The organism is Solibacillus sp. (assembly GCF_040273735.1).
Taxonomy (GTDB): domain Bacteria; phylum Bacillota; class Bacilli; order Bacillales_A; family Planococcaceae; genus Solibacillus.
The window spans coordinates 39767-54012 of sequence record NZ_JBELZM010000021.1; the positions used below are offsets into that span (position 1 = coordinate 39767).

Sequence of the window (14246 nt, forward strand, 5' to 3'; positions counted from 1 at the left end):
TTTACTTATAGTTTTTTGTAACGTTGTGAGGAGGCTGGGGATGAATCGAATATTTCGATACACCATATTTTATTTACTAATATTTCTCGTGATTATCGGGATTTTTGGAACATTTAATGGTGGAAAAAAGACAACTGAAAACCTTGATTACTATGCGTTTTTTGAGGCTTTAGAGAGCAATGAGATTGCTTCTATGGATATACAGCCTGAAAGAGGCGTGTATAAAATTGTAGGTCAGATGAAAGGCGCAGAAGATGGCGAAACTTTCACAGTAAACGTTTTACAAAATGACCAAACTTCTGTAGACCGTATTCTGCAAATTGAAGAACAAGTTGCAAACGGCGAATATCCAGGAGTGGAAATTTTAGAACAACCGCAAACAAGTGGGTTCGTAACCTTCCTTACGAGCATCATTCCATTTGTCATCATTATTATTTTATTCTTCTTCTTACTAAGCCAATCGCAAGGTGGCGGCAATAAGGTGATGAACTTCGGAAAGTCAAAAGCAAAACTATTTGATGACACGAAGAAAAAAGTTCGTTTCAATGACGTGGCAGGTGCCGACGAAGAGAAACAGGAACTAGTTGAAGTAGTAGATTTCTTAAAAGATCACCGTAAATTCACTGATATCGGTGCACGTATTCCGAAAGGGATTCTATTAGTAGGTCCTCCAGGTACAGGTAAAACATTACTTGCACGTGCTGTTGCCGGTGAAGCGGGCGTACCATTCTTCTCGATTTCAGGTTCTGATTTCGTAGAGATGTTCGTCGGTGTCGGTGCATCTCGTGTTCGTGACTTATTTGAAAACGCTAAGAAAAATGCCCCATGTATCATTTTCATCGATGAGATCGATGCAGTAGGTCGTCAACGTGGTGCAGGTCTTGGTGGTGGACACGATGAGCGTGAACAAACATTAAACCAATTACTAGTTGAAATGGATGGTTTCGGTGCAAATGAAGGTATTATTATCATCGCTGCAACAAACCGCCCGGATATTCTAGATAAAGCATTATTACGTCCTGGTCGTTTTGACCGTCAAATTACGGTTGGTCACCCAGACGTAAAAGGCCGTGAAGCTATCCTTAAAGTACATGCACGCAATAAGCCATTATCAGATACAGTTGATTTAGCTGCTGTTGCCCAACGTACACCAGGATTCTCAGGTGCAGATTTAGAAAACTTGTTAAACGAAGCAGCTCTAGTAGCAGCTCGTAAAAACAAAAAAACAATTAACATGGCTGATATTGATGAAGCTTCTGACCGCGTAATTGCCGGTCCTGCAAAAGCAAGCCGTGTTTACTCTCCAAAAGAGAAAAAGCTTGTTGCATTCCATGAAGCCGGTCACGTAGTTGTCGGTCTTGAATTGGATGAAGCAGATACTGTTCATAAAGTAACGATTGTCCCTCGTGGTCAAGCTGGTGGTTATGCCATCATGTTACCGAAAGAAGAGCGCTTCTTCACAACTAAGCAAGAGTTACTTGACCGTATCGCCGGATTACTTGGCGGACGTGTTGCGGAGGAAATCGTGCTTGGCGAAGTATCGACAGGTGCACATAATGACTTCCAGAAAGTAACGAGCATTGCACGTGCAATGGTAACAGAATATGGAATGAGCAATAGTCTTGGTGCTGTTCAATACGGTTCAAACCAAGGGGGCAATCCATTCTTAGGTCGTGACTTCGGTTCAGATCAAAACTATTCTGATACAGTAGCATATGAAATTGATAAAGAAGTTCAGCGTATCGTTGATGAGCAATATGCTCGTACGAAACGTATTTTAACAGAGCGTCGTGATTTACTAGATTTAATCGCAAATACGTTAATTGAAAAAGAAACGTTAAATGCACAGCAAATCGAACATTTACGCGACCACGGTATATTACCTCCTGAAGAGGCGGTAGTAGAATCAGAACTTCCAAAAGAACAGAAAGAAGCAACACCAACAATTGAAACTGCTGGTAATGTTTCGATCAATGAAGAAGTTCAAGGTGAAAAGAAATCACCAACTGTTGAAGATTTGCCGAAAGACGTTTCAGATGATCGCCCTCAAGGCATCGATGAAGACCGTCCAAAATAATACAACGAAACTGACTATTTCCTGGGAAAAGGAGATAGTCAGTTTTTTCTTCTTAATATGTGCCTTTTGACAAAAGGGAACTTGGTTAAAGTGGAGGGCGCAGACTCAAGAGGAAAGCGTCTGTCCTCTTGGGAAATCAACGGATGTTGTTGAAAGGGAAGGATTGCCGGCTAAAAATACTGAATACTGTATAGTAGATGGCCAAATATGGTATGATTTTTTTCAGTACAGGAAAAGTAGGTGCCACTTGTGATTTTAGTAATGAATGCAGGTAACTCCAATATCATTTTAGGAATTTATCATCAGGATAAACTTATCCATCATTGGCGGACGGAAACAAACATACGAAAAACTGAAGATGAATATGCGATGCAATTTAAGGCGTTTTTTGCTCATGAAGGCATTTCATTTGAACAAGTAAAAGGGATTATTATATCCTCAGTTGTGCCACCTATTATGTTTGCACTTGAATTAATGTGTAAAAAATATTTCAATATCCAGCCTTTAATTGTAGGGCCCGGTGTAAAAACAGGCTTGAATATAAAGTATGAAAATCCGCGTGAAGTTGGGTCAGACCGTATCGTGAATGCGGTTGCCGCATTACAGCAATATAGCGGCAGACCACTAATTATTATCGATTTTGGTACAGCGATTACGTATTGTTTCATTAATGAGCGTGGCGATTATATAGGGGGAGCCATTGCACCCGGTATTGCCATTTCAACAGAGGCGCTCTATACGCGTGCTGCCAAGCTACCTCGCATAGAAATTGCCCATACATCACAAGTTGTGGCAAAAAATACGGTAGCTGCTATGCAAGCGGGTGTTTTTTACGGCTTTTTAGGACAAGTAGAAGGCATCGTCAGTCGGATGAAGGCGCAAAGTAAAGAAGAGCCCCTTGTTATTGCAACTGGCGGTCTGGCAAAATTAATCGCTAATGAAACCCAGATGATTGATGTCGTCGATCCGTTATTGACACTCAAGGGACTTGCGACGATTTATAAAAGAAATCAATAGAAAAGAGGAATTTCAACATGAAAGACTACTTAGTAAGAGGAATTGCATATGACGGACAAGTTCGTGCATTTGCAACAAATACAACAGAAACTGTAGGAGAAGCGCAACGCCGCCATAATACATGGCCGGTCGTATCTGCTGCACTAGGCCGTTCAATGACAGCATCTGTAATGATGGGTGCGATGTTAAAAGGGGACGACAAAATTACGGTAAAAATCGAAGGGAACGGCCCAATCGGTCCAATGGTTATCGATGCAGATGCCAAAGGAGATGTGCGAGGCTTCGTTACAAATCCACATGTGCACTTTGAATTAAATGAACATGGAAAACTGGATGTACGTGCAGGTGTCGGTTCTGAAGGGGCACTGACAGTTGTTAAAGACTTAGGTTTACGTGATATGTTCTCGGGTCAAACACCGATTGTCTCAGGAGAAATCGCTGAAGACTTCACATACTACTTCGCTTCATCTGAACAGGTACCTTCTTCAGTAGGCTTAGGAGTATTAGTAAATCCGGATAATACAATTTTAGCTGCAGGTGGCTTTATCATTCAATTAATGCCGGGCTGTGATGAAGAAACGATCGAAGCAATTGAAAAACGTTTATCTTCAATCGAGCCTGTATCAAAAATGATTGAAAAGGGATATTCACCTGAGCAAATTTTAGAGGCGGTATTAGGAGAAGGAAATGTTCAAATTCTTTCATCAATGCCTGTACAGTTCCAATGTCAATGTTCAAAAGAGCGTTTTGGTGCGGCAATTATCAGTTTAGGTGTCGGTGAGATTCAGGAAATGATTGACGAAGATGGTCAGGCAGAAGCGCAATGCCACTTCTGTTTGGAAAAGTACCACTTTGATAAAAGTGAACTTGAAGGCTTTGTGAATGAAATCCAATCGTAATTTACACCAAACACCACAACCAACTCAAAATAATTTACCGTACACACAACGACGCTTAAAAACAAAACCTACGTTGCTGTTATTGCTGCTATTGTTAATCGGAAATCTATTTTGGTTTATATTATGGTTACTCCCATCTGATGAAAAAACATCAGAAAAAGAAGATGGCGGCGGCGAAAAAATTGCTGCCGTCGAGGGAGATCCAATTACACGCCAACAATGGCTTGCTGAAATGGAAAACCGATACGGAAAAGAAACATTGCAGAGTTTAGTAAATGAAGCTGTTATGGAAAAAGCGGCGAAAAAATACAAACTCGAAGTAAAAGAAGAAGAGATCGATTTAGAAATTGCCTTATTACGCTCGGCACAAGATTCAAACGATACAACTTTACATAGCTTATCTCCAGAGCAACTGCGTCAAAAAATGCGTGCTCAACTCATCCTGGATAAAGTACTAACAAATGATATTGTAGTAGAAGAGGACGAGGCTAAAAAATATTACGAAGACAATAAGTCGATTTATAATATTCCAACTACACACCGAACAAGTATGATTATCGTGAATTCAAAAGAGGACGCGGAACGGGTGGAAAAAGAGCTGAAGGACGGCTCTGATTTTGCAGTTCTGGCACGTGAGCATTCATTGGATACAGCTTCGGCTAGTTTAGGCGGCGATATTGGTTTTATTTCATCAAGTCAATCGACAGTTGATCCTGCGATTTTACCGGAAGTGGAAAAGCTGAAAGAAAAAGAAACTTCCAAACCATTTGTATTAAGCGATGGGCGCTATGCGATCGTCAAGTTGACAGAGAAAATGGAAGGGCAGTCATTCAGCTTTGATGAAGTAGAAGGCCATGTAAAACGTCAGCTCGCTTTAGAACAGCTGCCGCCTTCCATTACACCGGAAGCTTTCTGGGCAGAATTTGATGCCACATGGATTTATGGAGAATCCAAAAATTAACGTTAAATTTTAGACAGGCAAGGGCAGAAGTTGAGGTTTTTAATGAAAGAGGAACTTTTATTTAGAAACTGCTACTTGTTGTCCATGCCTTTTTTTATTAAATAAAGCGAAATAGTCAGAAATTTTCCAAAAATTTCGTTTCAATTAATTGACAAGTAGTATTAAAAATTGATAAGATACAAATTAAGTAAAACCTATTGATTTGGTAGGGATTTGGAGAGGAATGGATAAAATGAGTAAATTAGCAAATTCAGTGGCGGACTTAGTAGGTCGCACACCAATCGTAAAATTAAACAATGCTACAAATGAAAATGAAGGTACAGTTTACGTTAAACTTGAATACTTTAACCCAGGTTCTTCAGTAAAAGACCGTTTAGCTTTAGCTATGGTCGAAGCAGCAGAAAAAGACGGCACATTAAAGCCAGGTGGTACAATCATTGAGCCGACTTCTGGTAACACAGGTATTGGTTTAGCAATGATTGCGGCAGCAAAAGGCTATAAAGCAATTTTAGTAATGCCTGAAACAATGTCATTAGAGCGCCGCAACCTTTTACGTGCCTATGGTGCTGAATTAGTATTAACACCAGGTCCAGAAGGTATGAAAGGTGCAATTGCAAAAGCAGAAGAATTATCTAAATCAGAAGGTTACTTCTTGCCACAACAATTCAAAAATGAAGCAAACGCAGAAATTCACCGTTTAACAACAGGTCCTGAAATTGCGGAAGCATTCGAGCAAGAAGGTTTAAAATTAGATGCATTTGTTGCAGGTGTAGGTACTGGCGGTACAATAACTGGTGCAGGCGAAGTATTGAAAAATAAATTCCCTGAAATTGAAATCATCGCTGTTGAGCCTAAAGATTCTCCAATTCTTTCAGGCGGTAACCCTGGTCCACATAAAATTCAAGGTATTGGTGCAGGTTTCATTCCGGACGTATTAAACACAGAAGTATATGATTCTGTATTGCCGGTTGAAAACGAAACAGCATTCGAATATGCACGTAAAGTAGCACGCGAAGAAGGTATTTTAGCTGGTATTTCTTCTGGTGCAGCAATTTATGCTGCAATCGAAACAGCAAAGCGTTTAGGAAAAGGCAAAAACGTATTAGCGATTATCCCATCAAACGGTGAGCGCTACTTATCAACACCTTTATACCAATTTGAAGACTAATTAATATTTATCTAAGAGATCTTTAAAAGCCATTTTGCGAGAATAACTCTCGTAAAATGGCTTTTTTTCTTAGAAACTGCTAAGTTATAAATGGATTTTTAAAGCGTTATCGAGTTTAATTAAGAAAAAGGTAAAGCAGGTGTAAATAGATGCAACAACTAGAAACACATACATTTTACATGACGAAAGATGAATTTTACTATAGTTTCCAGGAACAGACGACAAAGGAAAAACAGCGGGCGTTTATGGAAAGCGGTCGTGGAGGGCATTATTCAATCGCCGCATGGCAGCCTATTGCAAGCGCAAAGTCAGTGGCACAAGGTCTTGAACTTACTTGGAGAAATGGGGAGACAGAGCTTAAAACAGGTGAAGCACTTGCGGAGCTGGAAAAAGTGATCGCCAAGTATAAGCTTGAAGCGAATCCGAAACTTCCTGATTTCCAAGGTGGGGCAATTGGATTTATTTCATATGATTATGCGCGCACAATTGAATTCCTTCCAAATGAGGCGGAAGATGACTTACAAGTACCGGATCTGTATTTTTATTTATTTGATCATTGGGCAGTACATAATGTTAAAACAGATGAAGTGACATTGATGAAATTTGCTACTAGTGAAGTTGATTTACTTTCATGGCAAAAGGATTGGCAACGGCATGCGGAAGCAGGATTGGAAAAACGTCATTTTAATCAGGAAACAGCGAAAAACATGCAGCAGGATGAAGCGGAATTGCAAGTTTCCTTCAGCGGAGCTGCATTTGAAGCTGCTATACATAAAATTCAGCACTATATTGGACAAGGTGATGTGTTCCAGGTGAACTTATCTGTGCGTCAGGCGAAAAAACTTTCGGCTGCACCGATTGAGATGTATGAGGCAGTTCGTTCGTTTAATCCTTCGCCGTATATGGCTTATATTGAAAGTGGGGATTTTGCGGTTGTTAGTGGCTCTCCGGAATTACTTGTAAAACGTAAAGGAAATGAGCTTTCGACAAGACCGATTGCAGGGACACGTCCGCGCGGAGCATCAGAGGAGCAGGATTTAGCGTTGGCCAATGAGCTCATTGAACATGAAAAAGAGCGCGCAGAACATGTCATGCTAGTTGATCTGGAACGCAATGACTTAGGACGGGTGAGCAAATACGGAACGGTAGAAGTAAATGAGTTTATGGTGATCGAGCATTACTCGCATGTAATGCATATTGTTTCGAATGTTCGGGGAGAAATTGCGCAAGGGAAAACAAATGCTGATGTCATTCGGGCAATGTTCCCGGGTGGAACGATTACAGGGGCACCGAAAATCCGTACGATGGAAATTATTGAAGAACTTGAGCCGGTACGCCGTGGTCTATACACAGGATCGATCGGTTGGATTGGCTATACAGGCGACCTTGAATTAAATATCGTTATCCGTACAGCGTATATTCAAGAGGGCATTGCTTACATTCAGGCGGGTGCCGGAATAGTCATCGATTCGATTCCGGAAAACGAATATATTGAGTCAATGAATAAAGCGAAAGCAATGTGGCAGGCAAAAGCAATGGCAGAAGAGGTGAGCAAATGATTTTAATGATTGATAACTATGATTCGTTTACATATAACTTAGTACAATACTTCGGTGAATTCGGTCATGAATTGGTCGTAAAGCGCAATGACGAAATTACGGTTGAAGAAATCGAAAAGCTTCGTCCGATGATGCTCGTTATTTCACCAGGGCCTTGTACACCAAATGATGCAGGGGAAAGTCTTCGTATTATCGAACATTTCGCAGGGAAGCTTCCGATTCTAGGTGTGTGCTTAGGTCATCAGGCAATTGCACAAGTATTTGGCGGCGATGTAGTGCGTGCAGAGAGATTGATGCACGGGAAAACTTCCCCTGTGCTTCATAATGGGATTGGTCTGCATAGAAAGAATGCGAACCCGTTTTTAGCAACGCGCTATCATTCACTGATCGTAGAACCTAAAACATTACCGGACTGTCTGGAAGTGACGGCTTGGACAGAGGAAGGCGAAATTATGGGTCTGCGTCATAAACAGTATCCGATTGAAGGGGTTCAATATCATCCGGAATCGATTATGACCGAAGACGGCAAGCAGCTGTTACGAACATTTATTGAGACGTATTGTTAGGAGGAGTGGCAATGCTTTGTTGGATGAACGGCCAGTATATCGATGAACAGGATTTGAAAATTTCCCCGTTTGATCACGGTTTTTTATATGGACTCGGTTTTTTTGAAACGTTTCGGACATATGATGGGAAGGCTGTTTATTTGCACGAACATTTCAGCCGTCTGCTCGAAGCATTAAAAGAATACCGTATTCATTTTCCGTATACGTTTCAGAACATAGAAGAGGTTATAGAAAAGCTCAATGCACAGGACGGCAAAGAAGGGTATTTTCGCTTAAATGTATCGGCTGGTGTGCATCCGATTGGACTTGCCCCGTCCGAATATAACGAACCAACTATTATTCTGTTTCGTAAAGAACTGCCGAATATGGTGCGCGGTACAGAAAAAGAAGCGGTCTGGCTGAAAACGGCGCGTAATTCCCCTGAACAGCAGATACGCTATAAAAGCCATCATTACGGCAATAATGTTCGAGCGCGGTTAGAATTGTCGAGTTTAGCGACACAAGAAGGTTTCTTTACTGATCAGGACGGTGTTGTCGCAGAAGGCATTACGTCAAATGTCTTTTGGATAAAGGATGGTATACTGTATACGCCTTCTACTAGTTTAGGTATTTTACCGGGCATTACCCGAAAAATAGTCATTCAACTCGCTGACGAACTCCAGATTCCGGTCCGGGAAGGCCGCTTTATGGCATGGGAATTGGAACAGGCGGATGAATGCTTTATTACAACAGCTGTACAGGAGCTTGTACCGATTTCCCGTATTGGAAAGGTACAGTTTGCCGGCAGTGAAGGCAGACTTTATAATAAACTGCATCAAATATATTTACAAAAAATCATTACGCGTTTAGGAGACCGTCATGTTAGAAAACTATAAAGTACTCACATTAAATGGGATTGAACTGGATTTTCGTAAAGAAACATTCGTTATGGGCATTTTAAATGTAACACCTGACTCATTTTCGGATGGCGGCAAATTCAATTCGGTTGAAAAAGCCGTCGCCCAGGCAAAAAAAATGGTGGCAGATGGAGCGAAAATTATCGATGTCGGCGGGGAATCAACACGCCCTGGCTATATACGAATTTCAGATGAAGAAGAAATTGCACGTGTCGTACCGGTAATTCGAGCGCTTTTAAAAGAAGTACCTGCCATTATTTCAATTGATACGTATAAATCGAATGTTGCGCGTGCCGCAATTGAAGCAGGTGCACATATTATTAATGACATATGGGGCGCAAAAGCGGATCCGGAAATGGCAAAGGTTGCTGCAGAGATGGATGTACCGATTATTTTAATGCATAACCGTCTGTCAGATCAGTACGATAACTACTTTACTGATTATATGGCCGATATGCAGGAAAGTATTGCGATTGCAAAAGCAGCGGGAGTACGTGACGAGCATATTTTCCTTGATCCGGGCATCGGTTTTGTGAAAAGTCTAAGTGAAAGTATTGAAACGATGCAGCGCCTCGATGAACTTGTTGCATTAGGTTATCCTGTATTGCTTGCGACATCACGTAAGCGTATGATTGGATCAATTTTAGAATTACCTGTAGAGGAACGTGTGGAAGGCACAGCCGCTACTTGTGCATTTGGTGTCCAAAAGGGCTGCCACATGATGCGTGTTCATGATGTTAAAGAAGTGGTACGTACAGTAAGAATGATGGATGCGCTTGTAGGGAAATTTGAAGTACAAGGTGAATTGGCACCGAGACATTAAGGAGTTTGCAATGGATTACATTCATTTAAAGGAAATGCAGTTTTTTGGTTATCACGGTGTATTACCGGAAGAGAACGTATTAGGACAACGCTTTCGGGCTAATGTTTCACTTGCCGTTGACATGAAGCGGGCGGGTGAGACAGATGAGTTGGATCATACGGTAAGTTATGTCGGCGTTTATGATATTTGTAAAGAAGTAATTGAAGGTAAGCCGTATAAATTAATTGAAGCGGTTGCGGAAAAAGTTGCTTCAAGTATTTTAATGCAATATAAAGGTCAGATTTTTGGGTGCCGCGTCGAAATTATTAAGCCTGATCCTCCAATTCCGGGGCACTATAAAGAAGTCGCGGTCGAAATTACAAGAGGGCAATTCGTATGACGACGACAGCGTATTTATCGATTGGTACCAATATCGGTGAGCGTGAGCAAAACTTGCAGGACGCGGTAAAGTTGCTCAATGCACATGAGGCGATTACAGTAACAGCGATTTCTTCAATTTATGAGACAGCAGCAGTAGGTTATACAGACCAGGCCGATTTTTTAAATATTGCCGTTGCTCTTGAAACGGAACTGGAAGCATATGAACTTCTCGCGCAATGCCAGAAAATCGAAAATGATCTTGGTCGTGTTCGTGAATTCCGCTGGGGTCCGCGAATAATCGATTTGGATATTTTACTGTATGGTCAACAACAGTATGAGACCGAAAACTTAACGATTCCGCATCCTCGTATGTATGAGCGTGCATTCGTGCTTGTACCGTTAGAAGAGATTATGACGCAAAACTATGATATGCTTGTATGCGTGCAAAAAGCGTTACATGCACTTGATATAGAGAAAGAAGGCGTCAATCTGTGGAAGAAAATCAATACGGTCGCAGAATTCGTGCCTTTCGAAAACTGAAACGAATTCAGCAAACCGAATTTGCAAAACATATTGGTATATCTGTAACGATTTTAGGGCGTATTGAACGTGGGGAGAAAAGTGCCTCTGAAGAACAACTTCAAACAATTGCAGATGTATTACAAATAGATATAACCGAATTAAAAGGTGAATAACCTAGTGGAGGGAACATAAAGGTGTCAAACATCGACCAAAAGCCATTCCAAATAGGCGATATTATTATGGATAACCGTGTCGTTCTTGCCCCAATGGCTGGAATTTGCAACTCGGCTTTCCGTTTAACTGTAAAAGAGTTTGGTGCAGGGTTAGTCTACGCGGAAATGATCAGTGATAAAGCGTTGAATATCCGCAACAAAAAAACATTGGACATGCTTTATATCGATGAGCGAGAAAATCCGATGACACTGCAAATTTTCGGAGGAGACAAAGAAAATTTAGTAGAGGCAGCGAAGTTCGTAGACAAACATACAACAGCCGACATTATCGATATCAATATGGGGTGTCCTGTAAACAAAATTATTAAATGTGAAGCTGGCGCAAAATGGCTTCTTGATCCGAACAAAATTTACGAAATGGTTTCAGCTGTTGTCGATGCAGTCGATAAGCCAGTTTCGGTAAAAATGCGTATCGGATGGGATGAAGAGCGTGTATTCGCTGTAGAAAATGCTCAAGCAGCAGAACGTGCTGGTGCAGCCGCTATTGCAATGCATGGCCGAACGCGTGTTCAAATGTATGAAGGTAAGGCAAACTGGGATGTCTTAGCCGAAGTGAAGAAAAATATTAGCATCCCGTTTATTGCAAATGGGGACGTGGAAACACCGGAAGATGCAAAGCGCATTCTGGAACATACGAATGCAGACGCGGTTATGATTGGTCGTGCTGCTTTAGGAAATCCATGGATGATCTATCAAACGGTGAAATACTTGGAATCAGGTATTCAAATTCCCGAGCCTTCTATTCGTGAAAAGATGGATGTTTGTTTACTTCATTTTGAACGTTTAAAGGCACTTAAAGGTGAAAAAGTGGCGGTAAGAGAAATGCGTAAACATGCATCTTGGTATTTAAAAGGAATTCGCGGAAACGGGAAAATCCGTAACGCCATCAATTTAACAGAGACTGAGCAAGATTTACGTATTCTTTTAAACAGTGTTGCAGATGAATATGAAGAAGAAGCGGTTATTGTATAAACAGTAGAGAAAGGCATCAGCTGATGATGCCTTTTTGTTATGTAAAGAAAAAGCACTTAACAGAATTATCTGATATTTAAAATTAATTCGAAACAGGTGAATCACTAAAAGAAATGCTGTACAATGGAAACATTATGGACTATTGTGCCGTTTTGGAGCGCAAAAACATTAAGGAGTGAAATACGTGTCAAATATCGAAGAATTAAACGACCAACTTTTGGTGAGACGCCAGAAGATGACAGATATTCGCGAAAACGGTATGGACCCATTCGGCAGCCGTTTTGAACGCACACATTTATCGAACGAAGTTATTGCAGAAAATGAGCAATTTGATAAAGAGCAATTAGAAGAAAATCCACGTGAAGTTGTAATTGCTGGACGTATTATGACGAAGCGCGGTAAAGGTAAAGCAGGTTTTGCGCATATCCAGGACTTAGAAGGCCAAATCCAAATTTATGTTCGTAAAGATGCAATCGGTGAAGAAGCATATGAATTATTCAATAAAGCAGATCTTGGGGATATCGTAGGGGTAAAAGGAAACGTATTCCGTACACAAGTTGGAGAGCTATCTGTTAAAGCGACAGAGTTTACTTTCCTAACAAAAGCTTTACGCCCGTTACCTGATAAATTCCACGGCCTGACAGACGTAGAACAGCGCTACCGTCAACGCTATGTAGATTTAATGACAAACGATGAATCTAAAACAACATTTATCCAACGCTCAAAAATCATTCGTGCAATCCGCAACTATTTAGATAACAATGGTTATTTGGAAGTTGAAACACCGATGCTGCATACAATTGCAGGTGGTGCGGCGGCTCGTCCGTTCATTACACACCACAATGCATTGGATATGGAATTATATATGCGTATCGCTATCGAACTGCATTTAAAACGTTTAATCGTTGGCGGTTTGGAGAAAGTATATGAAATCGGCCGTGTATTCCGAAACGAAGGTATTTCAACTCGTCATAATCCGGAATTCACAATGATCGAATTATATGAAGCGTATGCAGACTATAACGATATTATGGATTTAACAGAAAACCTTATTGCACATGTGGCCAAGGATGTTCTTGGTACAACATCTGTACAATATGGTGAAGATACAATTGAATTAGGTGTTGGCTGGAAACGCGTGCATATGGTAGATGCAGTTAAAGAAGCAACAGGTGTGGACTTCTGGGCACCAATGACTGTAGAAGAAGCACGCAAACATGCTGCTGAACACGGCGTGGAAATTAAAGATGCACATGAAGTAGGTCACATCATCAATGAATTCTTCGAGCAAAAAGTAGAAGAAACATTAGTACAACCTACTTTCGTAACAGGTCACCCGGTGGAAATTTCTCCATTAGCGAAGAAAAATCCTGAAGACCCACGCTTCACAGACCGTTTCGAGCTATTTATCGTTCGCCGTGAGCATGCAAATGCCTTCACAGAATTAAATGATCCAATCGATCAACGTGAGCGTTTTGAAGCTCAAATGGCCGAGAAAGAAGCAGGAAATGACGAAGCACATGAAATGGATAATGATTTCATCGAAGCATTAGAATACGGTATGCCGCCAACTGGTGGTTTAGGTATCGGTATCGACCGTTTAGTAATGTTATTAACGAACTCACCATCAATTCGTGATGTTTTATTATTCCCGACAATGCGTCATACAACGAAATAAGTTTATTTTAATTAGGGCCCTGCGTTATTCGCAGGGCCCTTTTCTTTATTATAGGAAGAAGAGCGTACTTACTTGTTTGTCGTGAACGGTGGAGAGTGTGTTGACGGTTAGAATGTTATAGAAGGGTATAAAGAAATGAGGTAACTGTTAGGCATTCCTTTCTATGTACTGGAAAGGAATTAAGAGAAGCGATACAGATTTCAATAAAAAGTATAATATTTTTTGAAATAACTATTGCAATATAATTGTAAGGGTGGTATATTATTTCTTGTCGCTAAAACGTGACGCAACAAATTACAAAGTTCTTTACTTTCCGACTTTAGAGTGGTAAAGTATAAGAGTTACCGAATTTGCAGTGCAATATGGAGTTAAAAACTTTTTAAAAAAGTTGTTGACATTCATATTACATAAATGGTAAGATATAAAAGTTGTCACAACGGCAACACAATGAACCTTGAAAACTGAACAAGCAACGTTAATGAAACAAGCTTCTTAAATGAAGCAAACAATAGATT

At 40.7% G+C, this 14246-nt stretch carries 14 protein-coding genes; all 14 read left to right on the plus strand.

What is annotated here, in order from left to right; genetic code table 11:
- The first annotated feature begins 40 nt into the window (after positions 1–40).
- Positions 41–2077 (plus strand): ATP-dependent zinc metalloprotease FtsH, encoded by a 2037-nt coding sequence (gene ftsH, locus ABS917_RS16820; RefSeq protein ID WP_350480078.1) that lies wholly within the window; start codon positions 41–43, stop codon positions 2075–2077.
- A 249-nt stretch (positions 2078–2326) separates the two neighbouring features.
- Complete coding sequence (locus tag ABS917_RS16825; RefSeq protein ID WP_350480079.1) at positions 2327–3094, plus strand: type III pantothenate kinase; 768 nt, start codon at positions 2327–2329, stop codon at positions 3092–3094.
- A 17-nt stretch (positions 3095–3111) separates the two neighbouring features.
- The gene (gene hslO, locus ABS917_RS16830) at positions 3112–3993 is read left to right on the plus strand and encodes an Hsp33 family molecular chaperone HslO (protein ID WP_350480080.1); all 882 of its coding nucleotides are present in this window, start codon (positions 3112–3114) and stop codon (positions 3991–3993) included.
- Positions 3977–4954: a peptidyl-prolyl cis-trans isomerase gene (locus ABS917_RS16835; protein ID WP_350480081.1), complete on the plus strand. Its 978-nt coding sequence runs from the start codon at positions 3977–3979 to the stop codon at positions 4952–4954. The genes hslO and ABS917_RS16835 overlap by 17 nt, the downstream gene beginning before the upstream one ends.
- A 232-nt stretch (positions 4955–5186) precedes the next feature.
- Positions 5187–6122, plus strand: a complete 936-nt coding sequence (gene cysK, locus ABS917_RS16840) for a cysteine synthase A (protein ID WP_350480082.1) — start codon at positions 5187–5189, stop codon at positions 6120–6122.
- A 149-nt stretch (positions 6123–6271) separates the two neighbouring features.
- Entirely contained in the window at positions 6272–7681 is a 1410-nt protein-coding gene (locus tag ABS917_RS16845) for an anthranilate synthase component I family protein (RefSeq protein ID WP_350480083.1), read from the plus strand.
- A complete protein-coding gene (gene pabA / locus ABS917_RS16850; RefSeq protein WP_350480084.1) occupies positions 7678–8247 on the plus strand; it encodes an aminodeoxychorismate/anthranilate synthase component II in 570 nt (189 codons plus the stop codon). Before ABS917_RS16845 ends, pabA begins: the two co-directional genes overlap by 4 nt.
- Positions 8248–8258: 11 nt before the next feature.
- Positions 8259–9122: an aminodeoxychorismate lyase gene (pabC, locus tag ABS917_RS16855; protein WP_350480085.1), complete on the plus strand. Its 864-nt coding sequence runs from the start codon at positions 8259–8261 to the stop codon at positions 9120–9122.
- On the plus strand, positions 9106–9966 hold the full coding sequence (gene folP / locus ABS917_RS16860; RefSeq protein WP_350480086.1) for a dihydropteroate synthase: 861 nt from the start codon (positions 9106–9108) through the stop codon (positions 9964–9966). Before pabC ends, folP begins: the two co-directional genes overlap by 17 nt.
- Before the next feature lie 10 nt (positions 9967–9976).
- The gene (gene folB / locus ABS917_RS16865) at positions 9977–10345 is read left to right on the plus strand and encodes a dihydroneopterin aldolase (RefSeq protein ID WP_350480087.1); all 369 of its coding nucleotides are present in this window, start codon (positions 9977–9979) and stop codon (positions 10343–10345) included.
- Positions 10342–10866 carry a 2-amino-4-hydroxy-6-hydroxymethyldihydropteridine diphosphokinase gene (gene folK, locus ABS917_RS16870; protein ID WP_350480088.1) on the plus strand — a complete coding sequence of 175 codons (525 nt, stop codon included), beginning with the start codon at positions 10342–10344 and terminating at the stop codon, positions 10864–10866. The genes folB and folK overlap by 4 nt, the downstream gene beginning before the upstream one ends.
- Entirely contained in the window at positions 10818–11021 is a 204-nt protein-coding gene (locus tag ABS917_RS16875; RefSeq protein ID WP_350480089.1) for a helix-turn-helix domain-containing protein, read from the plus strand. Before folK ends, ABS917_RS16875 begins: the two co-directional genes overlap by 49 nt.
- 21 nt (positions 11022–11042) lie before the next feature.
- Positions 11043–12053, plus strand: coding sequence for a tRNA dihydrouridine synthase DusB (gene dusB / locus ABS917_RS16880; RefSeq protein ID WP_079523104.1), 1011 nt, complete (start codon positions 11043–11045; stop codon positions 12051–12053).
- A gap of 175 nt (positions 12054–12228) precedes the next feature.
- Positions 12229–13731: a lysine--tRNA ligase gene (lysS, locus tag ABS917_RS16885; protein WP_350480090.1), complete on the plus strand. Its 1503-nt coding sequence runs from the start codon at positions 12229–12231 to the stop codon at positions 13729–13731.
- The last annotated feature ends 515 nt before the right edge of the window (positions 13732–14246 follow it).

Bases quoted from the DNA above. Each gene is read 5' to 3' on its own strand.
- ftsH (WP_350480078.1), top strand. From the start codon at position 41: ATGAATCGAATATTTCGATACACCATATTTTATTTACTAATATTTCTC.
- hslO (WP_350480080.1), top strand. From the start codon at position 3,112: ATGAAAGACTACTTAGTAAGAGGAATTGCATATGACGGACAAGTTCGT.
- ABS917_RS16835 (WP_350480081.1), top strand. From the start codon at position 3,977: ATGAAATCCAATCGTAATTTACACCAAACACCACAACCAACTCAAAAT.
- cysK (WP_350480082.1), top strand. From the start codon at position 5,187: ATGAGTAAATTAGCAAATTCAGTGGCGGACTTAGTAGGTCGCACACCA.
- ABS917_RS16845 (WP_350480083.1), top strand. From the start codon at position 6,272: ATGCAACAACTAGAAACACATACATTTTACATGACGAAAGATGAATTT.
- pabA (WP_350480084.1), top strand. From the start codon at position 7,678: ATGATTTTAATGATTGATAACTATGATTCGTTTACATATAACTTAGTA.
- pabC (WP_350480085.1), top strand. From the start codon at position 8,259: ATGCTTTGTTGGATGAACGGCCAGTATATCGATGAACAGGATTTGAAA.
- folP (WP_350480086.1), top strand. From the start codon at position 9,106: ATGTTAGAAAACTATAAAGTACTCACATTAAATGGGATTGAACTGGAT.
- folB (WP_350480087.1), top strand. From the start codon at position 9,977: ATGGATTACATTCATTTAAAGGAAATGCAGTTTTTTGGTTATCACGGT.
- folK (WP_350480088.1), top strand. From the start codon at position 10,342: ATGACGACGACAGCGTATTTATCGATTGGTACCAATATCGGTGAGCGT.